This is a genomic window from Pseudomonas fluorescens group sp. PF-1, from assembly GCF_054481335.1.
Genome location: NZ_JBTMNG010000002.1, coordinates 2,021,971 through 2,040,474 on the forward strand (window position 1 = coordinate 2,021,971; position 18,504 = coordinate 2,040,474).

The following is an 18,504-nucleotide window of genomic DNA, read 5'->3' on the forward strand; positions in this document are numbered from 1 at the left end:
AGGCAACGTGAGCGCTCAGGGGCTTTTTTGGCGCTCAATGTATTGAACCTGATACATGGCAAGAACAGTGCCATCATGGGGTAGTGGCCATGTGATGGGCGCTTTGTAACGGACTGGACACATTGCAGCTTGGGAAGGGGCGGGAACTTTTTTGCCGTTAGCGGCAGGTTGTCGCCGGCTGCTGTCAGATTTTGCCGGGTTATTGACACGATAACTGCAGGAGCGAGCCCGCTCGCTCCTGCAGGGGGTTTCAGTCTTCTTTTTTCATCAAACCCGCCAAAGCGGCAAACGGGTTATGGGTGGCCTTGGCGATTTTCGGCGTGCTCAGCGAGCCTTCGCCGAAATACTGCTGATCGGTGTAGCGTGAGTGCTCATTGTCGTGGCAATACAGGCACAACAATTCCCAGTTCGAACCGTCCTGCGGGTTGTTGTCGTGGTTATGGTCGCGGTGGTGCACGGTCAGCTCGCTCAAGCGCTTGCCGGAGAATTCACGGGCGCAGCGGCCGCATACGTGCGGGTACATCTTCAGGGCCTTGTCGCGGTAACCCATTTCCTTGTCGCGCTGGTTGTCGGCGAGGATGCGATCCAGCTTCGAGGTATTGGCCGGGGTGGACGAACTCATGGGTTCACCTTTGTAAAAGACTAATGACGGTTATGACGTAAGTTTAGCTCAGCCCTTGAGCTTCTCGGCAATCCAGATGGTGTGCCGGGTGCCCTTGTTGCCATGGGCGAAGACTTGCACTTCCTCGGCCTTGAAACCGGCCTTTTTCAGCTTGTCGGAAAATTGCCGGTCCGCGCTGGCCGACCACACCGCCAGCACACCCTTGGGCCGCAGGGCCTTGGCGCAGGCGCTCAAGCCGCCAGCGGAGTACAGCCAGCTGTTGGCCCTCTGAGTCAGGCCTTCGGGGCCGTTGTCGACATCGAGCATGATCGCATCGAAGCCCTGCGGCTCGGCTTGCAGCACTTTGGCCACGTCTTCCAGGCGGATGACCGTGCGCGGGTCGAGCAGCGGGTTGCCGGACTTTTCGCCCAACGGCCCGCGATTCCATTCGACCACGCCGGGCACCAGTTCTGCGACCACCACTTCAGCGGTCTTGCCCAGATGCTTGAGCGCCGAGGCGAGGGTAAAACCCATGCCCAGGCCGCCGATCAGCACCCGTGAATTCGGGCGGCCGGCGACCTTGCGGCAGGGGATTTCCGCCAGCGCATCCTCGGAGCCGTGCATGCGCGTGTTCATCAACTGCCCGCCGTCACCCCCCTGGATCTTGATGACGAAATCCTCGCCGTACTCGAACAGGCACAGGGCTCCGCCATTTTCAGGGATTGGCGCGGTGTCGAGCAGAACGAAACGTTTCATAGGGCTCTCTTGAGAAGAATTGGCGAGACGGGGAGGGCAAACACCCGTAGTTGGGAGTAGCCTGCACATGACAACAAGGCCAACGGAGCCATTGATGAAGCGCACCATTCTAACGGTCATTGCCCTGGCCGCGCTCTCGATTACTGCAGTGCAGGCCCAACCGCTGCAAACCACTCCAGTCACTCCCGCGCCGCTGCCCGGCTCGCCGGGTACCGCGACGCCCACGCCCTATCCGCAAATCAGCCCGGCGCCCATGCCGAAAGTCGGCCCCGGCAGCGGTGGTCCGCCATTGGTACCAATCGAGATGCCCAGCCCGCCGACCAAGGATCAACCGGTGCCCGGGATTGAGCCAAACCCGCCGAAAACCAAGTCGCCCGGGGGTTAGACTTGCTGTAAAAGCAGCTGCCCGTCGGCCATGCGCAAGCGTTTGGAGAGCGAAACGGCGAGGGCCCGGATGATCTTGGCGGCAATTTTTGGCGCGTCGTTGAGCATCTTTTCCAGGGAGTCCTTGCCCAGGTTGAGCAACTGACAGTTGCTCGCGGCCACGCAACTGGCCGAGCGACGTTCGCCGTCAAGCACCGCCATTTCGCCGAAGGAGCGTCCGCTGCGCAGGGTCGCGATGGTCACCAGTTGCCCGTCGCCGGTGGTCTTCTGTACCGCCACTTGCCCGGTATGGATGATGCACATGAAGCTGCCGGCATCGCCCTCATGGAAAATCTCTTCGCCCTGGGCAATGGTACTGATGCTGAAATAGCCCGAGGCGGCGGCAAAGTCCGCAGGCAACAATTGGTTGAACAGGCCGCAGTCCATCAGCCAGTCGCGGATTTCGTTGTTGAGCAAGGTCGGTTCTGACATGTCGTGCGGTCTTTTTTGTTGTGTCCAGGTTCAGATTTCACCCATCCCCTGTGGGAGCGAGCTCCCATAGGGGATCTTCGTTGTATCGGGCCCGTTGTGCTGGTCTTGAGACCGGTTCGTCGGGCCAAGTTCCTCAGGCGATCCCCAAAACCTTAAACAAAAACGCGTATTCGAGTGCTGCGTCACGCAATCCCTGATATCGACCACTCATCCCGCCGTGCCCGGCGCCCAATTCGGTCTTGAGTAGCAGGGGGTTTGTATCGGTTTTGGTCGCGCGCAATTTGGCCACCCACTTGGCCGCTTCCCAGTACTGCACACGGCTATCGTTGTAGCCGGCAATCACCAGGGTCGCCGGATACGCTTGCGCAGAGACGTTTTCGTACGGGGCGTAGGCCTTGATCCGATCATAGACGTCCGGTTCTTCAGGGTTGCCCCATTCGTCGTATTCAGTGACGGTCAGCGGCAGGTCCGGGTCGAGCATGGTGTTGAGTACGTCGACGAACGGCACTTCGGCAATCGCCGCGCCGAACAACTCCGGACGCTGGTTGAGCACCGCGCCGATCAGCAGGCCTCCGGCGCTGCCACCGCTGATTGCCAGTTGCGCGGCACTGGTGAAGCCATTGGCGATCAAGTGTTCGGCGCAGGCGATGAAGTCACTGAACGTGTTGTGTTTGTGTTCCTGCTTGCCGGCGCGATACCAGGCTTCGCCCAGTTCGCCGCCGCCGCGCACGTGTGCGATGGCAAATGCCATGCCGCGATCGAGCAGGCTCAGGCGGGCGTGGGAGAACCACGGGTCGAGGCTTTCGCCATAGGCGCCGTAGCCGTACAGATACAACGGCACCGGTTGGCCGAGCGCTTCGCGTTTGACCACCAGGCTGATCGGCACCTGCGTACCGTCAGGCGCGGTGGCCCACAGGCGCTGGCTGACATAGGCGTCGGCGTCGAACGGGCCGAGCACCGGGGTTTGCTTGAGAACTTGTTGTTCGCCCGTGTTCAATTCCAACTGGCGGATTTGCGCCGGACGATTCAACGCTTCGTAGCGCAGCCGAATCCGCTCGCTGACGAACTCCAGGCTGTTTTGCACATGCAGGCTGTAGGCCGCGTCCGGCAGTTGCACCCGGTAGCTCGGCAGGTCTTGCGGGTGCACTTCGATGATCGGCAAGCCGCCTTCGCGCAGGCTGAGCGTCATGGCCCCGGCATTCAGGCTCATGCCGTCGATCATCACGGAGTCGCTGTGGGGGATCAGGTTCTGCCAATCGGCTTCGCTCGGTGCCGTGCCGCTGTCAACCACGGTGTACAAGGCGAAGTTGATGCCGTCGCGGTTGCTGCGGATGAACCAGGTCCATTGGCCGTCGCGCGCGCCGTGGTCGACGTCGTACTCGTGATCCTCGACCCGTGGTGCGATGCAGGCAAAGGCTTGCTGCGGCTGATTGGCATCCAGCACCCAGACTTCGCTGGTGGTCTTGCTGCCCAGGGACAGCAGCAATTGCTGCTCGGAACTCGAGCGGTAGCAGTGCATGAAGAAGCGGCCGTCCGGCTCATGAAACACTTCTTCGGCCGCTGTGCCGTCTAGGCGATAGCGGTACAGCTTGTGCGGACGATGGGTGTCGTCCAGTTCGCCGAAAAACAGGGTCAGGCTATCGTTGGCCCAGGTCATGCTGCCGTCGCAGTCCTGGAACTCCAGTTCGCTGACGCGGCCGTCGGACAATTCCTTCACGAACAGCGTGTAAATCTCATCGCCCGTTGAGTCGACGCTGTAGGCCAGGCGCTGGTGGTCCGGGCTGATGCTGAACGCGCCAAGGGAGAAAAAGCCGCCATTGGCCAACAGGTTCGGGTCAAGCAGCAGTTGTTCCCGGCTTTCATCGAGTTGCAGGCTGTCGTCGGCCGGGCGCGGGCAGCGATAGTGGCGGGAATATTCGTCACCCGCCGTGGTGCGCGTGTAATACAGGTAAGGTCCCCACGGGGAGGGCAGGGACAGGTCGGTTTCGAGAATCCGGCCCTTGATTTCCTCGAACAGGGATTCACGCAGCCCGGCCTGATCGGCGGTTTGCGCCTCCTGATAGCTGTTTTCAGCCTTGAGGTAGTCGAGTACGGCATCGGTGTCGCGCTCTTGCAGCCAGGCATACGGGTCGGAACCTTCGGCCTTGTGGGCAACCGGAGCGTCGCAAAGGGTGGCGGATAGCGGCATGGAGGACTCTCGAACTGTAAACGGAATAGGTTTTGAACCTGTGGGAGCGAGTTTGCTCCGGGCGGCGTTCCGACGATAGCGTTCTGACAGTCAGTATGGATGCTGGATGTGCTGGCCTCATCGCGAGCAAGCTCGCTCCCACAGGTCCTGTGTCCCGACCGGCTGCCATTGATGCAGCCTCAAGGACGAAAAGCCGTTATCATAAGCGCCTCTTTGCCTGCCTTGCCATGGACACCATGACCGAGAACGACTATCTGATCGCTTGGGGCCTCTACGCCTTTGCCGCTTTGGGCTGCCTGTTGGTGTGGATGCGCATCACCCGCTGGATGTGGCGTTGGCTGCGTGAGCCGCTGCGGTTGCTGGTGGCGGTGTTGCTGTTTTCCCCGACCATCATCGATCCCGTGAAGGAAAAGGTCGCCCCGGCCATCGCCATTACGGCCCTTGATCTGTTGTTCAAGGTCGGCAACAACGCGTGGCGGGCGATCTCTGATCTGTTCATGTACGGCATGATCGCGTTTGGCATTTACCTGGTGTTCGTGGCGATTCGTTTCCCGATCGAGCGCGCCTCCAATGCGCGCAAGGAAAGGGCCGCCGCCGCCAAAGCGGCCGCGCTTGCCGAAGAACCGGGAGAGGAGCGTGCCTTCGGCGGCGCTGGCGACGATCGCTATGGTCGTCCCCCTGTTCCGAGCAATCCCCAGCGTATGCGGGTCGAACCCCGTCTGTAACGTCGCCCCTGGCTTGAAGCGAGAGTCCGAGCATGTGTGAATTATTGGGCATGAGCGCCAATGTGCCGACCGATATTGTGTTCAGCTTCACCGGGTTGATGCAGCGTGGCGGCCGTACCGGTCCGCATCGCGACGGCTGGGGCATCGCCTTCTATGAGGGTCGGGGCTTGCGTTTGTTCCAGGACCCGGCGGCGAGCTGCGAGTCGGAAGTCGCGAACCTGGTTCAGCGCTACCCGATCAAGAGCGAGGTCGTGATCGGGCATATCCGCCAGGCCAACGTCGGCAAGGTCTGCCTCTCCAATACCCACCCTTTCGTACGCGAGTTGTGGGGCCGTAACTGGTGTTTCGCCCATAACGGCCAACTGGCGGACTTTAATCCCGGCGCCAGTTTCTATCGTCCGGTGGGCGATACCGACAGCGAAGCGGCGTTCTGCGATTTGCTCAACCGCGTGCGTGCGGCATTCCCCGAGCCGGTTGAAGTCGAGGAACTGCTGCCTGATCTGGTGGCCGCGTGTGCCGAATATCGCAGCAAAGGCGTGTTCAACTGCCTGCTCAGCGACGGCGACTGGCTGTTCTGCTATTGCTCCACCAAGCTGGTGCAGATCACCCGCCGAGCCCCGTTCGGCCCGGCGCGCCTGAAGGACGTCGATGTCATCGTCGACTTTCAGGCCGAAACCACCCCCAACGACGTGGTGACGGTGATCGCCACCGAACCCTTGACCGAAAACGAAACCTGGACCCGCTACGAACCGGGCCAATGGAGCCTGTGGCGACGCGGCGAATGCGTCAGCCAGGGCAGGACCGAATAAGGATTCTTCCCCATGTTGCTCAGTTACCTACGGCTGGTGTTGTTCGCGGCGGGCCTGTTGATCGGTGTCCAGGTGCCGGGGTTCATCAATGATTACGCCAAACGGGTCGAGGCCCATCTGATCGAAGCGCAGGCCAGCCTGAGCGGCTTTCAGGGGACGGCCAATCAGTTCTTCAAAGGGGATATGCAGGCCCTGGTGGCCCATTATCGGGCCAGCGAAGACCCGATTTTCCGCAGTGACGCCGACAGCCTGAGCAACCTGCTGACCCGCCAACTGGCGCTGGACAAGCAGTTCCAGGCGATGCAGGGGCCTTGGTACATCCGTTTGCTGCAGGTGGTGCTGGCCGCCGATCCGGACATTCGCAAGGAAACCTGGAATGGCTACAGCTACCAGATCCTGTTGACGCCGGAAGCGATGATCTGGGGCATGAGCGGCGCGATGATGCTGTCGTTCGGCCTGGAGTGCCTGTTCCGACTGATAGACTGGGTGGTGCTGGGCGGCAAGCGCTTGCGCCAGAGCCGGCCGATCGAAGAGCGGGACCTGCGCGGCTTGTGAACAAGGCCCTTGTGGCGAGGGCGCTTGCTCTCTCGCCATAAGGTTCGCTAGTCCGCCAGTACGATGTAGCTTTCTCCCACCCTGCGCGCATACCCCTCCAGCACCTGCTGACACAACGCCACAATCTCCTCGACCCACTCCGCGCCCACCCGCCACGACACCACCACTTGCAGATTCGGTGGCCGTTGCTCGATGGCCAGCAAGGTCAATTCCCCACGCGCCAGTTCCTCGGCCACCAGCACTGGCGGCAACGCACCAATCCCGAAGCCATCGCGCAACAATCGGGTGATCGCCGATACCGAGTTCACACAATTGAGGCGCGGCGCCATGACGCCGTTGGCCTGCATCAGCGCGAGCACTTCCTGGTGTGGATGAGAGTTTTTCGAGTAGGTGATGATCCGTTCATTCGCCAGATCGGCGACGCCTGAATACTCACGGTTGTAGAGGGAATTGCTGGCAACGATCCAGCCCATGGGATGGCTGGCCAGTTCCAGGCTGCGGACGCTTTCCTGGCGCAACAGATCGGTTTGCAGGATCACATCGAGAAAACCTGTTTGCAGCTGATCGCAGAGGTTCAGCGAGGTATCGGCCACCAGCTCGATTTCCACCAGCGGATAGTGATCGGTCATCTGTGCCACCAACGGGCTGAGCCAGGTGTGGATGACCGTGTCCATCACGCCGATGCGCACGCGTCCGGCCTTGCTCGAACGGTTCTCGATCGACTGCCGCAACGCTTGCATGGTGTCCATCATCTGCTCGGCATAATCGAGCACCTTCAAGCCTTCGGGCGTCAGGCTCACACCACGGGAATCGCGCAGAAACAGCTTCACCCCAAGCTCACTTTCGAGCACGGCGATGCGGCTGGAGATCGACGCCTGGGTGGTGAAGAGTTTGTCGGCGGTCAGGCGAAAGCTCTTGAGGCGGGCGACCCAGACGAAGGTCTCGAGAAACTTCAGGTTCATGGGATTGGCTCGGGGGGGATAAAGATTTCTTATGTCTAAGGCGGGTTTTTATTAGTTGGACGCCACAGGGCAAGCCGCCCAAAAATCGATGCATCCGGTTCCCACGATAGGCGTCGTCGGGGCTCAGAACAATACCAATAAAATCAGCGCGGAGATTCGCCATGAGTGCGCCCGACACCCCCTTCACCCCGAAAGCCGTGGCTCGTCCGGGACCTTTCGACTGGTATCGCAACATCAATCAGCAAGAACGTCGCACCTTCTGGAGCTGCAAGATCGGCTATGGCCTGGACGGCATGGACACCCAGATGCTCAGCTTCGTCGTGCCGACCCTGATTGCCATGTGGGGCATCACCACCGGGCAGGCCGGGCTGATTCACACCAGCACGCTGATCGCTTCGGCCATCGGCGGTTGGGTGGCCGGCATTCTCTCCGACCGCATCGGCCGCGTGCGTACCTTGCAGCTGACGGTGTTGTGGTTTGCCTTCTTCACCTTTCTCTGCGGTTTCGCCCAGAACTACGAACAGCTGTTGATCGCCCGCACCCTGATGGGCTTCGGTTTCGGTGGCGAGTGGACGGCTGGCGCAGTCCTGATGGGTGAAGTGATCCGCGCCCAGGATCGCGGCAAGGCCGTCGGCATGGTGCAATCCGGTTGGGCGCTGGGGTGGGGGCTGACGGCCATTCTCTATGCGCTGTTGTTCTCGGTGTTGCCAGCAGAAGATGCCTGGCGCGCACTGTTCATTCTCGGCATCGTGCCGGCGATTTTCGTGATCTTCGTCCGTCGCCTGGTCAAGGACCCGGAAATCTACCGCGAGGCCAAAGCCAGGCAGGAGTCGAGCAACCCGTCGAAGTTCTACGAGATCTTCGCGCCCGGCATGCTCTTCACCACGTTTCGCGCTTCACTGCTGACCACCGGCGCGTTGGGTGGCTACTACGCGATCACGTCCTGGTTGCCGACCTTCTTGAAGAACGAACGCGGTTTGAGCGTACTCAATACGAGCGGTTATCTGGCGATGGTGATCGTCGGGTCCTACGTGGGGTACGTCATCAGTGCCTACTTGACCGACATCCTCGGCCGCAAAAAGAACTTCATCCTGTTCGCGGTCGGCTCGTTCACCATTGTGCTGCTCTACACCCAACTGCCGGTCAGCAACGGTGTGATGCTCTGGCTGGGCTTTCCGCTGGGTTTCTTCGCCTCAGGCATCTTCAGCGGCATGGGCGCGTTCCTGACCGAGTTGTTTCCGACGCGAATTCGCGGTTCGGGCCAGGGGTTCTGCTACAACATCGGCCGGGCGCTGGCGGCGTTGTTCCCGCTGCTGATCGGTTTGCTCAGCCAGAAAGTGCCGCTGAGTGTGGGAATCGGTGCCTTTGCGGCGGTTTCCTACGGCGTGGTGATCCTCGCGGCCCTGAGTTTGCCGGAAACCCGCGGCAAGCAACTCGACGCCCGGTAACTGATAATCTGCGGGCCTGTCTTACAGATATGTCCCGCAGCTAAAAAGAAAAATGCCTACAGGAGTGTTCACCGTGAGCCGCCTGCTATTGAACTGCGACATCGGCGAGAGTTTCGGCAACTGGACCATGGGTCTCGACGCCGAGGTCATGCCGTTTATCGATTGCGCCAACATCGCCTGCGGCTTCCATGCCGGCGACCCGAGCATCATGCGCAAGACCGTCAGCCTGGCCCTCAGCCATGGCGTACAAATTGGCGCCCATCCGGCCTATCAGGATCTGGTGGGCTTCGGCCGCCGCTCCATGGCTTACGCGGCCCAGGAACTCCAGGACATCCTGCATTACCAGGTCGGCGCCCTCGATGGCATTTGCCGGGCCCAGGGTGGTCGGGTCAGTTACGTCAAACCCCACGGCGCGATGTACAACGACATGATGGCCAACCCGGCGCAATTGCGTGCAGTGTTGCAGGCCGTGGCCAGTTATGACCGCAGCTTGCCGTTGATGTTGATGGCCACCCGCGACAACAGCGCCGCGCAGCAGATGGGCGATGAATATGGCGTGACCCTGTGGTTCGAAGCCTTTGCCGATCGCGCCTACGACAGCGCCGGGATGCTGGTATCACGGCAACTGCCGGGCGCCGTGCACCATGAGCCGGAGAGAATCATTGAGCAGGCGCTGATCATTGCCCGTGGCGACCCCCTCACCGCCAGCGACGGCAGCGCCTTGCCCTTGCAGGCCAACACCCTGTGCGTACACGGCGACAACGCCAGTTCGGTGGCCGCCGTGCGGCGCATCCGCGAAGCCTTGAATCAGCAGAGCGCGTCATGAAACTGCGGGTGGAAGTGGTCGCGCTGGATTGTCTGATGGTGCGTCTGTTCGATGAAATCGCTGAAGCCAACATGCCGTGGATGCTCGCCGCCAGCGAAAGTCTGCGCAGCGCGTTCGGTGAACATCTGATCGATCTGGTGCCGTCCTACACCACGCTGATGGTGCATTACGACCTTGTCGCGTTGAGTCCGGCCCAGGCACGGGAGGTGATTGCCGAAGCCTTGATCGATTTGTCGCCCAACGCCCGTACGCGTGGCTCCTGCCACGTGCTGCCAGTCTGGTACGACTTGAGCGTCGGCCCGGAGCTGACCCTGTTGGCACAGCGCAGCGGGTTGACGGTGGCAGAGGTGATCCGTCGGCACAGCCAGCGTGAGTATCAGGTGTTCGCCCTGGGTTTCGCGCCTGGCTTCGCTTTCATGGGGCTGGTGGAAGAAGTGCTGGCCGCGCCGCGCCTGGACACCCCGCGCAAGAAAGTTGCCGCTGGCAGTGTCGGCATCGCTGAACGGCAGACCGCCGCCTACCCGGTGGTGTCGCCGGGGGGCTGGAACCTGATCGGTCGCACGCCGGCCAAGCTGTTCGACCGTCACCGCGACGGCTACAGCCTGATGCAGCCGGGCGACACCGTGCGTTTCGAAGCGGTGGGTCACGCCGAGTTCATTAACCTGGGCGGTGATGACACGCCATTGGAGGGCCAGGCATGAGCCGTTTGACGATTGAAGCCAGTACGCCGCTGTGCCTGTTGCAGGACGCCGGGCGCTTTGGCGTGCGGCACCTGGGCGTGACTCAGGGCGGTGGGCTGGATTGGCGTTCCCTGTCCTGGGCCAACTGGCTGCTGGGCAACCGGCTGGATGCACCGGTGATCGAAATCACCCTCGGCGGGTTCACCGTGGTGGCCGAGGATGATTGCGTGCTGGCGCTGGCCGGGGCCGATCTTGGCGCACGGGTGGACGGTGAGGCGCTGGCGCCGTGGCGCAGTTTCAGATTGCACAAAGGTCAACGACTGCAATTTACCCAGCCGTTGCTCGGTGCCCGGGCCTATCTGGCCGCGCCGGGCGGGTTTGATGCGCCGAAGGTGTTGGGTAGCAGCGCGACGGTGGTGCGCGAAGCACTCGGTGGCCTGGATGGCATGGGCCGCCCGTTGGGCAAGGATGACTCGCTCGGTTATTCGGGCAACTCGGTGATGCTGCTGCGGGAGTTGTCGGCGGACCTGCGACCGGATTTGCAGCTGGAGGCTCCGCTGGACCTGGTGCTGGGAGCGCAAATCGGCGAGTTCAGTGGCCAGAGCCTGTTCGATGCGTTCAACAACCCATGGCACATCGACAGTCGCGCCGACCGGATGGGCATTCGCCTGCTGGGCACGGCGTTGCAGTACCAGGGCAAACCGATGATTTCCGAAGGCATCCCGCTGGGCGCCGTTCAGGTGCCACCGGACGGGCAGCCGATCGTGCTGCTCAATGATCGGCAGACCATTGGCGGCTATCCACGATTGGGGGCGTTGACGCCATTGGCGCTGGCGCGGCTGGCGCAGTGTTTGCCGGGGGCACAGGTGCGGTTGCGGCCAGTGGTGCAGGACGTGGCGCACCGCGAGCACATCGATTACCTGCGCTGGTTCAGTTGACCCAGGTAGGAGCTGGCAAGCCAGCTCCTACAGGGCAACGGGATTACTTGGACAGAAACCGCATTCCTTCCTCCAACCCGCGAAGGGTCAGTGGATACATCTGGTCCTCGATCAAGTCCCGCACAATGTTGGTCGAGGAGGTGTAGCCCCAGGTGTCTTTCGGATACGGGTTGATCCAGATGAGCTTTTTGTACTTCTCCTTGAACCGCTGCATCCACACGTAGCCGGCTTCTTCGTTCCAGTGCTCGACGCTGCCGCCGGGCTGGGTGATTTCGTAGGGCGCCATGGCGGCGTCACCGATGAAGATCACTTTGTAGTCGGCACCGTACTTATGCAGCACGTCCTGGGTCGACGTACGCTCGGAAGTGCGGCGCATGTTGTTCTTCCACACCGATTCATAAATGAAGTTGTGGAAATAGTAATATTCCAGATGCTTGAACTCGGTCTTGCAGGCCGAGAACAGTTCTTCGCAGATCTTCACATGGGCGTCCATCGAACCGCCGATGTCGAACAGCAGCAACAACTTCACCGTGTTGCGTCGCTCGGGTCGCATCTGGATGTTCAGCAGGCCGGCGTCCTTGGCGGTGTGATCGATGGTGCCGTCGATGTCCAGTTCTTCCGCCGCACCCTGGCGGGCAAACTTGCGCAGGCGGCGCAGGGCCACCTTGATATTGCGCGTGCCCAGTTCCACCGAATCGTCGAGGTTCTTGTATTCGCGCTGGTCCCAGACCTTGACCGCTTTGCCCTGGCGCTTGCCGGCATCGCCGACCCGAATGCCTTCCGGGTTGAACCCGCCGGAGCCGAACGGGCTGGTGCCGCCAGTGCCAATCCACTTGTTGCCTCCGGCATGGCGTTCCTTTTGCTCTTCCAGGCGCTTCTTGAACTCTTCGATCAGCTTGTCCAGACCGCCAAGGGACTGAATCGCCGCCCGCTCTTCATCGGTCAGGGAGCGTTCGAATTCCTTGCGCAGCCAGTCTTCGGGGATCAGGGCCTGCAAATGGTCGTCGAGCTTTTCCAGGCCGTTGAAGTACGCCCCGAAGGCTCGGTCGAACTTGTCGAAATGCTTTTCGTCCTTTACCAGGATCGCCCGTGACAAGTAATAGAACTCGTCCATGTCGGCGAAGGTCACCCGCTGTTTCAGCGCGTTGATCAGGTCCAGCAGTTCGCGCACCGAGACCGGGACCTTGGCTGCGCGCATTTCATTGAACAGATTGAGCAGCATGGCATTTGCCCCAGATGATCAACGACTGCCGCGACGGCTCATGAACGCCAGGCGCTCAAGCAGTTGCACGTCCTGTTCGTTTTTCACCAAGGCGCCGGCCAGCGGCGGGATGGCCTTGGTCGGATCGCGTTCGCGCAGCACGGCTTCACCAATGTTGTCGGCCATCAGCAGTTTCAGCCAGTCCACCAGTTCGGAGGTCGATGGCTTCTTCTTCAAGCCCGGCACCTTGCGCACGTCGAAGAACACGTCGAGGGCTTCGCTGACCAGATCTTTCTTGATGTCCGGGTAGTGCACGTCGACGATTTTCTGCAGTGTGACGCGGTCGGGGAACGCGATGTAGTGGAAGAAGCAGCGGCGCAGGAAGGCGTCCGGCAGTTCTTTTTCGTTGTTGGAGGTAATGATGATGATCGGGCGTTTCTTGGCCTTGATCGTCTCGTCGATTTCGTAAACGTAGAACTCCATCTTGTCGAGTTCTTGCAGCAGGTCGTTAGGGAACTCGATGTCGGCCTTGTCGATTTCGTCGATCAGCAGGATCACCCGCTCTTCGGATTCGAAGGCTTCCCAGAGCTTGCCCTTTTTCAGGTAGTTGCGTACGTCGTGGACTTTTTCGTTGCCCAGTTGCGAATCACGCAGGCGGCTGACCGCGTCGTACTCGTACAGGCCTTGATGGGCCTTGGTGGTGGACTTGATGTGCCAGGTGATCAGCTTGGCGCCAAAGGATTCGGCCAGTTGCTCGGCGAGCATGGTCTTGCCGGTGCCTGGTTCGCCCTTGACCAGCAACGGCCGCTCCAGGGTGATGGCGGCATTGACCGCCAGCTTCAGGTCATCGGTGGCGACGTAGGCCTGGGTGCCTTCGAACTTCATCTGCTAATCCTCGAACGGTAACGCCGACCTGAACGAGGCAGGGCGGGGCGCAATAAAATAGGTCAACCCCGACTATAACGCGGTGCCCGGTCGACTGTGAACGCAGACGGCTTATTCAGTCTCTGAATGGAGCGTCACATCCTGACTGGGTCGCGGCGGTCACCGGGCATATCCATCTGGATATTAACCGGCATCCGGCTTCGGTCGTTCGTAGCGGGCATTGAATGCCTGAATGAATCCATTACGTAAAATCTGCAAAAACGCCTGGAACGCGCTGACATCTTGTTGATGTACGTTGCCACTGAGTTCAACCCGGGTGGCAAACTGGTTCTTGCCCTGGTTTTTCAGCACGGTCTCGGAGCCTCCGACGATGGCCTCCCAGATGGAGCGGAAAATCCCTTTGTCCTTGTTTTCCACATCCTGCTGCCAGTTGAACACGTCGACATCCCTGAGCAGCGGTTTGATATAGCCCGTCAATTTGGCCTTTTTGGCCTGTGCTTCAATGACCACGTCACCATGGCCGCCATTGAAATCGAACTTGCCGTAGGCCGAAGCGAAGTCGTTCATGCGCTTGAGTTCGATGTCCTTGGCCCGCAGGCGAAACTCGAAGTCTTCGAAATTGCTCAACGGGTCGAAGGTCGCGGTGGTTTCCAGTGGCGCATGCCCCAGCAACAGGGCTTTCCCTTCGAAGCGGGCGTCGCGTTTGCCTTCGGTATCCACCACGTTGGTCAGGTTGTAGATGCTGGCGTTGACCTTGGTGGCGTTCATGTTCACTGGGGGTTTGGAATTGAAGTTGCGGAAGCTGATCTTGCCGTCATCAATTCGCACTTCATTCAGCGTGATCGGCAGCAATTTGCCCAGTTGGGCGCGCCAGTCGGTGCCCCGGCCCGTCTGGGAGTTCTGCTTGTTGGCACCGCCATCGACGAAGTTCACCTCGGGGTTGATGAACTGCACCTGTGCCACCACCGCATGGTCGTACCACAGCGAATGCCAACTGACCGAGAGGTCGATCAGCGGCGCATTGACGAACGGTACTGGCACCTTGCCGTCGACTTTGACGATTTTCAGGCCGTTGATTTTGTAGGCGCCGCGCCATAAGGCCAGGTCCACGTCAGTGACTTGCCCACGGTATTCGCCCATGTCCGCCAACTTGTCGTTAAGGTAATTGCGCACCAGGTAGGGCAGGGCGATGTGCAGGGCAACCAACAGTACGACGAGGCCTGCGAAGGTCCATAGGGGCCAGCTGTATCGACGTTTCATGATGGCAATTCTCTGGCGAACTATAGCGATTGACTGCGCCGGCCCGCGGACGTTCGCCTGACTGGACGCCCACGACCAACAGGCATACCTTTGTGCGCTTATCAAATGCTGTAGTAAGGACCCAGTCATGAGCCGCATTTTCGCTGACAACGCCCATTCCATCGGCAATACGCCGCTGGTACAGATCAACCGTATCGCCCCGCGCGGTGTGACCATCCTGGCCAAGATCGAAGGGCGCAACCCCGGTTATTCGGTCAAGTGCCGCATCGGCGCGAACATGATCTGGGACGCCGAAAGCACCGGCAAACTCAAACCTGGCATGACCATTGTCGAACCGACCTCCGGTAATACAGGCATCGGCCTGGCCTTCGTCGCCGCCGCACGTGGCTATAAATTGATGCTGACCATGCCGGCGTCCATGAGTATCGAGCGACGCAAGGTGCTCAAGGCCCTGGGGGCCGAACTGGTACTGACTGAACCAGCCAAGGGCATGAAAGGCGCGATCGAAAAGGCTGGCGAAATTGTGGCCAGCGATCCGTCGAAATATTTCATGCCGGCGCAATTCGAAAACCCGGCCAACCCGGCCATCCACGAAAAAACCACCGGCCCGGAAATCTGGAACGACACCGACGGCGCTGTCGATGTGTTGGTGGCAGGCGTCGGAACGGGCGGAACCATTACCGGCGTTTCGCGGTATATCAAGAATACCCAGGGCAAACCGATCATCTCGGTCGCGGTGGAACCTGCGGTATCGCCGGTGATCAGCCAGGCAATGGCCGGTGAAGAGATCAAGCCGAGCCCGCACAAGATCCAGGGCATCGGTGCCGGTTTTGTGCCGAAGAACCTGGACCTGTCGATCGTCGACCGGGTGGAGCTGGTCAGCGACGAGGAGTCCAAGGCCATGGCCCTGCGCTTGATGCAGGAAGAGGGGATTTTGTGCGGCATTTCCTGCGGGGCCGCGATGGCGGTGGCGGTACGGCTGGCCGAAACCCCGGAAATGCAGGGCAAGACCATTGTGGTGATCCTGCCGGACTCCGGGGAGCGTTACCTGTCGAGCATGCTGTTCAGCGATCTGTTCACCGAGCAGGAGACTCAGCAGTAACACCCGGACGCCGGATGGTGCTGCCGCAGGGACGCGTGCCCTTGCACCGCGGGAGACTGATTCAGGTCAGCGAATGTTCAAGAGTCTTGTGTTAATAAGCATTTATTGCGCAATCCTCAACACTGAATGTCGAATCCCGCGGGTGTTTACTGAGGTCGGTAGTGTTTATCATGCCGGCTGCCGCGCCGGGTGAATGGCGTTGTGCAACAGTGTCTATTTCCAAGGAGTTGTTGATGACCTTTTCCTTTGCCGCGAAAGCGTCATTTTTGCTGCTTTTTCTGGGCAGCACCCTCTATGTGCATTTGCGTGGCAAGGCACGGTTGCCGGTGCTGCGACAGTTCGTCAATCATTCGGCGCTGTTCGCACCCTACAACGCCCTGATGTACCTGTTCTCCGGCGTACCGTCGAAACCTTACCTGGATCGCAGCAAGTTCCCTGAACTGGATGTGCTCAAGGACAATTGGGAAGTCATTCGCGACGAAGCGATGCACCTGTTCGACGAGGGCTACATTCGCGCCGCCGAGAAGAACAACGACGCCGGTTTCGGCTCGTTTTTCAAGAAAGGCTGGAAGCGTTTCTACCTCAAGTGGTACGACAAACCCTTGCCGTCGGCCGAACTCCTGTGTCCGAAAACCGTGGAGCTGGTCAGCCGCATTCCCAACGTCAAGGGCGCGATGTTTGCGCTGTTGCCGGGCGGCAGCCACCTCAATCCGCATCGCGACCCGTTCGCCGGTTCCCTGCGCTATCACCTCGGCCTGTCCACGCCGAACTCCGACGATTGCCGCATTTTCGTTGACGGTCAGGTGTACGCCTGGCGCGACGGTGAAGACGTGATGTTCGATGAAACCTACGTGCACTGGGTCAAGAACGAAACCGAGAAGACACGGGTCATCCTGTTCTGCGACATCGAACGACCGCTGAGCAGCCGTCTGATGACCCGTATCAATCGCTGGGTCAGCGGCCTGCTGGGGCGTGCAACCGCGCCGCAGAACCTGGACGACGAGCGCGTCGGCGGGATCAACCAGGCCTACGCCTGGAGCAAGCACTTCAGTGACAAACTCAGCGGTGGGATCAAGCAGTGGAAGCGTCGCAACCCCAAGGCCTACCGAGTGCTGCGCCCGGTGTTGGCGGTGGTGGTGCTGACATTGTTGGGGTATTGGTTGTTTGGCTGAATAAACCTGCGGGAGCCGGTAAGCCGGCTCCCGCAGCGATCGCTTGTTTCGTCAGTTCTGGTGGAAAATCCAAGAGATTCGGGCGACAACATCAACGGGTCGACCTTCAACGCAACTTATTTGCAATTCATGTCTCACGCTGGTTATAGTCGGCGCACGGTGAGTTTCAGGACTCACTTTTTCATCCCTCGAGAAAAGATCAGCCCATGCCTGCATCCCTCATCAACGCGGTAGTCGATTCAGCGGTCAACGCTGGCGTCGTGCCGTGCGGGAATCAGCAGCCGGGGCAGATCAGTCATTACCCTCCTCCTGTCAGTCGCACGCCAGTGTGCGCGGTGGTCTCGCCGCCAGGTGTTGGCGTTTCGGGCTGATCAGCGTTTTCTGCTGCTCCCCGGTGCCTGCCTGAAAAAAATACACGACTGAATTTCAGCTACGGCTGAGTTGGCTTCTTGCCTGACTACAGGTGGTATTCATGTTTGTCCTTTCGAAAAAGTCCGCGCTCGCGGCGGCTTCCACGAGTCTGTTCGTCCTGCTCTGGAGCAGTGGGGCGATCTTCTCCAAATGGGGGCTGGCTCACGCGTCGCCCTTTGCCTTTCTGTTCATCCGCTTTGTCATTGCCTTGTGCGGCTTGATCCTGCTGGTGCCCTTGCTCAAGCTGAAGCTGCCCAAGGGCGGCAAGCCGATGCTGTATGCCATGGCCACCGGGGTGGTGTTGCTGGGGGCTTATCAGATTTTCTATCTGCTGGCCCTGGACCTGAAAGTCACCCCAGGCGTGATGGCGACGATCATGGGCGTGCAACCCATTCTCACCGTGGTGATCATGGAGCGTCAGCGATCGGCCAGCCGGATGTTCGGCCTGTCGCTCGGCCTGGCCGGGTTGATCATGGTGGTCTATCAGGGCATCGGCCTGGCCGGCATGTCGCTGGCCGGGATGCTCTTCGGGTTACTGGCTCTGGTGAGCATGACGTTCGGCTCGATCATGCAAAAACGCATCACCGACAATCCCCTCGGCACGTTGCCGGTGCAGTACCTCGCCGGGCTGCTGTTGTGCGGGATATTCGTGCCGTTCCAGCCGTTTCACTTCGAGCACGGCAGCGGTTTTATCGTGCCGGTGCTGTGGATGGGCCTGGTGGTCTCGGTATTGGCGACGTTGTTGCTCTACCGCTTGATCGCCCGGGGCAATCTGGTGAACGTCACCAGTCTGTTTTACCTGGTGCCGGCGGTGACCGCGGTGATGGACTATCTGTTCTTCGGCAACCGCCTGGCACTGCTGAGCCTGCTCGGCATGTTGCTGATCATTGTTGGTCTGGTGTTTGTCTTCCGTAAGACGGCGTAAAGCTGGACAGGCCCGGCGTGTTGCGTCGGGCTTGTCATGCCGTGACTTGGCCAGTCCAGATCATTCCCCCCTCTCATGAATTGACTCAGGCTCTAGCAAGACGGAACGGTCTGACCGCATTCCAAGACCCTTCCTACATCAATCTGTTTGCCCCGTTGTTAACGTGCCCGCCAATTTTTTGCGTGCACAACCAGGGACGGTTTGC

The 18,504-nt window shown here is 60.3% G+C and carries 20 protein-coding genes; 12 read left to right on the forward strand and 8 right to left on the reverse strand.

All coding sequences use genetic code 11. The features are described 5' to 3' along the window. Positions 1-250: 250 nt before the first annotated feature. Positions 251-622 carry a YajD family HNH nuclease gene (locus ACX3YD_RS24125; protein ID WP_458961219.1) on the reverse strand — a complete coding sequence of 124 codons (372 nt, stop codon included), beginning with the start codon at positions 620-622 and terminating at the stop codon, positions 251-253. Between the two features lie 48 nt (positions 623-670). After that, positions 671-1,357, reverse strand: coding sequence for a spermidine synthase (locus ACX3YD_RS24130; protein ID WP_047526860.1), 687 nt, complete (start codon positions 1,355-1,357; stop codon positions 671-673). Between the two features lie 94 nt (positions 1,358-1,451). On the opposite strand from ACX3YD_RS24130, the gene ACX3YD_RS24135 reads away from it, so the two are divergent. Then, the gene (locus ACX3YD_RS24135; protein WP_103405203.1) at positions 1,452-1,742 is read left to right on the forward strand and encodes a hypothetical protein; all 291 of its coding nucleotides are present in this window, start codon (positions 1,452-1,454) and stop codon (positions 1,740-1,742) included. Here ACX3YD_RS24135 and ACX3YD_RS24140 read toward each other — a convergent pair. After that, a complete protein-coding gene (locus ACX3YD_RS24140; RefSeq protein ID WP_103405204.1) occupies positions 1,739-2,212 on the reverse strand; it encodes a cyclic nucleotide-binding domain-containing protein in 474 nt (157 codons plus the stop codon). The two genes, ACX3YD_RS24135 and ACX3YD_RS24140, sit on opposite strands and share 4 nt — an antisense overlap. Before the next feature lie 133 nt (positions 2,213-2,345). Continuing rightward, on the reverse strand, positions 2,346-4,400 hold the full coding sequence (locus ACX3YD_RS24145) for a S9 family peptidase (protein ID WP_458961220.1): 2,055 nt from the start codon (positions 4,398-4,400) through the stop codon (positions 2,346-2,348). A gap of 227 nt (positions 4,401-4,627) precedes the next feature. Here ACX3YD_RS24145 and ACX3YD_RS24150 point away from each other — a divergent pair, with 227 nt between their 5' ends. Genes ACX3YD_RS24150 through ACX3YD_RS24160 form a run of 3 tightly spaced genes read left to right on the forward strand, consistent with a single transcriptional unit; the run spans position 4,628 to position 6,489 of the window. After that, positions 4,628-5,125, forward strand: a complete 498-nt coding sequence (locus ACX3YD_RS24150; RefSeq protein WP_458961221.1) for an MFS transporter — start codon at positions 4,628-4,630, stop codon at positions 5,123-5,125. A gap of 32 nt (positions 5,126-5,157) precedes the next feature. Then, positions 5,158-5,934: a class II glutamine amidotransferase gene (locus ACX3YD_RS24155; protein ID WP_458961222.1), complete on the forward strand. Its 777-nt coding sequence runs from the start codon at positions 5,158-5,160 to the stop codon at positions 5,932-5,934. A 12-nt stretch (positions 5,935-5,946) separates the two neighbouring features. Then, positions 5,947-6,489 carry a DUF2937 family protein gene (locus ACX3YD_RS24160; protein ID WP_103405206.1) on the forward strand — a complete coding sequence of 181 codons (543 nt, stop codon included), beginning with the start codon at positions 5,947-5,949 and terminating at the stop codon, positions 6,487-6,489. 47 nt (positions 6,490-6,536) lie between these two features. On the opposite strand, the gene ACX3YD_RS24165 is transcribed toward ACX3YD_RS24160, so the two are convergent. After that, the gene (locus ACX3YD_RS24165) at positions 6,537-7,451 is read right to left on the reverse strand and encodes a LysR family transcriptional regulator (protein WP_103405207.1); all 915 of its coding nucleotides are present in this window, start codon (positions 7,449-7,451) and stop codon (positions 6,537-6,539) included. 161 nt (positions 7,452-7,612) lie between these two features. On the opposite strand from ACX3YD_RS24165, the gene ACX3YD_RS24170 reads away from it, so the two are divergent. The 4 genes from ACX3YD_RS24170 (at position 7,613) to ACX3YD_RS24185 (ending at position 11,343) form a co-directional block, all read left to right on the forward strand. Beyond that, the gene (locus ACX3YD_RS24170; protein WP_458961223.1) at positions 7,613-8,899 is read left to right on the forward strand and encodes an MFS transporter; all 1,287 of its coding nucleotides are present in this window, start codon (positions 7,613-7,615) and stop codon (positions 8,897-8,899) included. A 73-nt stretch (positions 8,900-8,972) separates the two neighbouring features. Beyond that, on the forward strand, positions 8,973-9,725 hold the full coding sequence (locus ACX3YD_RS24175) for a 5-oxoprolinase subunit PxpA (protein ID WP_458961224.1): 753 nt from the start codon (positions 8,973-8,975) through the stop codon (positions 9,723-9,725). After that, complete coding sequence (pxpB, locus tag ACX3YD_RS24180) at positions 9,722-10,426, forward strand: 5-oxoprolinase subunit PxpB (protein WP_458961225.1); 705 nt, start codon at positions 9,722-9,724, stop codon at positions 10,424-10,426. The genes ACX3YD_RS24175 and pxpB overlap by 4 nt, the downstream gene beginning before the upstream one ends. Beyond that, positions 10,423-11,343, forward strand: coding sequence for a 5-oxoprolinase subunit C family protein (locus ACX3YD_RS24185; RefSeq protein WP_458961226.1), 921 nt, complete (start codon positions 10,423-10,425; stop codon positions 11,341-11,343). The genes pxpB and ACX3YD_RS24185 overlap by 4 nt, the downstream gene beginning before the upstream one ends. Positions 11,344-11,386: 43 nt before the next feature. Here ACX3YD_RS24185 and ACX3YD_RS24190 read toward each other — a convergent pair whose 3' ends face one another. From ACX3YD_RS24190 to ACX3YD_RS24200, 3 genes are all read right to left on the reverse strand, one after another. Further along, a complete protein-coding gene (locus tag ACX3YD_RS24190) occupies positions 11,387-12,565 on the reverse strand; it encodes a vWA domain-containing protein (RefSeq protein WP_047526877.1) in 1,179 nt (392 codons plus the stop codon). An 18-nt stretch (positions 12,566-12,583) separates the two neighbouring features. Further along, positions 12,584-13,429: an AAA family ATPase gene (locus tag ACX3YD_RS24195; RefSeq protein WP_047526880.1), complete on the reverse strand. Its 846-nt coding sequence runs from the start codon at positions 13,427-13,429 to the stop codon at positions 12,584-12,586. A gap of 183 nt (positions 13,430-13,612) precedes the next feature. Beyond that, a complete protein-coding gene (locus ACX3YD_RS24200; RefSeq protein ID WP_047526882.1) occupies positions 13,613-14,689 on the reverse strand; it encodes a DUF748 domain-containing protein in 1,077 nt (358 codons plus the stop codon). 127 nt (positions 14,690-14,816) lie between these two features. Between ACX3YD_RS24200 and cysK the strand changes: the two genes are divergently transcribed. The 4 genes from cysK to ACX3YD_RS24220 all read left to right on the forward strand — a co-directional run bounded on the left by cysK (position 14,817) and on the right by ACX3YD_RS24220 (position 18,299). After that, the gene (cysK, locus tag ACX3YD_RS24205; protein ID WP_047526884.1) at positions 14,817-15,791 is read left to right on the forward strand and encodes a cysteine synthase A; all 975 of its coding nucleotides are present in this window, start codon (positions 14,817-14,819) and stop codon (positions 15,789-15,791) included. Positions 15,792-16,024: 233 nt separating this feature from the next. Next, a complete protein-coding gene (locus ACX3YD_RS24210; RefSeq protein ID WP_458961227.1) occupies positions 16,025-16,963 on the forward strand; it encodes an aspartyl/asparaginyl beta-hydroxylase domain-containing protein in 939 nt (312 codons plus the stop codon). 206 nt (positions 16,964-17,169) lie between these two features. Then, positions 17,170-17,334, forward strand: a complete 165-nt coding sequence (locus ACX3YD_RS24215; protein ID WP_177329315.1) for a hypothetical protein — start codon at positions 17,170-17,172, stop codon at positions 17,332-17,334. Between the two features lie 101 nt (positions 17,335-17,435). Continuing rightward, positions 17,436-18,299 (forward strand): DMT family transporter, encoded by an 864-nt coding sequence (locus ACX3YD_RS24220; RefSeq protein ID WP_047526886.1) that lies wholly within the window; start codon positions 17,436-17,438, stop codon positions 18,297-18,299. The last annotated feature ends 205 nt before the right edge of the window (positions 18,300-18,504 follow it).

Coding starts and splice junctions, on each gene's coding strand:
- ACX3YD_RS24195 (WP_047526880.1), bottom strand. CDS start 13,429: ATGAAGTTCGAAGGCACCCAGGCCTACGTCGCCACCGATGACCTGAAG.
- ACX3YD_RS24170 (WP_458961223.1), top strand. CDS start 7,613: ATGAGTGCGCCCGACACCCCCTTCACCCCGAAAGCCGTGGCTCGTCCG.
- ACX3YD_RS24190 (WP_047526877.1), bottom strand. CDS start 12,565: ATGCTGCTCAATCTGTTCAATGAAATGCGCGCAGCCAAGGTCCCGGTC.
- ACX3YD_RS24150 (WP_458961221.1), top strand. CDS start 4,628: ATGGACACCATGACCGAGAACGACTATCTGATCGCTTGGGGCCTCTAC.
- ACX3YD_RS24215 (WP_177329315.1), top strand. CDS start 17,170: ATGCCTGCATCCCTCATCAACGCGGTAGTCGATTCAGCGGTCAACGCT.
- ACX3YD_RS24140 (WP_103405204.1), bottom strand. CDS start 2,212: ATGTCAGAACCGACCTTGCTCAACAACGAAATCCGCGACTGGCTGATG.
- ACX3YD_RS24200 (WP_047526882.1), bottom strand. CDS start 14,689: ATGAAACGTCGATACAGCTGGCCCCTATGGACCTTCGCAGGCCTCGTC.
- ACX3YD_RS24210 (WP_458961227.1), top strand. CDS start 16,025: ATGACCTTTTCCTTTGCCGCGAAAGCGTCATTTTTGCTGCTTTTTCTG.
- cysK (WP_047526884.1), top strand. CDS start 14,817: ATGAGCCGCATTTTCGCTGACAACGCCCATTCCATCGGCAATACGCCG.
- ACX3YD_RS24165 (WP_103405207.1), bottom strand. CDS start 7,451: ATGAACCTGAAGTTTCTCGAGACCTTCGTCTGGGTCGCCCGCCTCAAG.
- ACX3YD_RS24185 (WP_458961226.1), top strand. CDS start 10,423: ATGAGCCGTTTGACGATTGAAGCCAGTACGCCGCTGTGCCTGTTGCAG.
- ACX3YD_RS24135 (WP_103405203.1), top strand. CDS start 1,452: ATGAAGCGCACCATTCTAACGGTCATTGCCCTGGCCGCGCTCTCGATT.
- ACX3YD_RS24145 (WP_458961220.1), bottom strand. CDS start 4,400: ATGCCGCTATCCGCCACCCTTTGCGACGCTCCGGTTGCCCACAAGGCC.
- ACX3YD_RS24155 (WP_458961222.1), top strand. CDS start 5,158: ATGTGTGAATTATTGGGCATGAGCGCCAATGTGCCGACCGATATTGTG.
- ACX3YD_RS24220 (WP_047526886.1), top strand. CDS start 17,436: ATGTTTGTCCTTTCGAAAAAGTCCGCGCTCGCGGCGGCTTCCACGAGT.
- ACX3YD_RS24160 (WP_103405206.1), top strand. CDS start 5,947: ATGTTGCTCAGTTACCTACGGCTGGTGTTGTTCGCGGCGGGCCTGTTG.
- ACX3YD_RS24125 (WP_458961219.1), bottom strand. CDS start 622: ATGAGTTCGTCCACCCCGGCCAATACCTCGAAGCTGGATCGCATCCTC.
- ACX3YD_RS24130 (WP_047526860.1), bottom strand. CDS start 1,357: ATGAAACGTTTCGTTCTGCTCGACACCGCGCCAATCCCTGAAAATGGC.
- pxpB (WP_458961225.1), top strand. CDS start 9,722: ATGAAACTGCGGGTGGAAGTGGTCGCGCTGGATTGTCTGATGGTGCGT.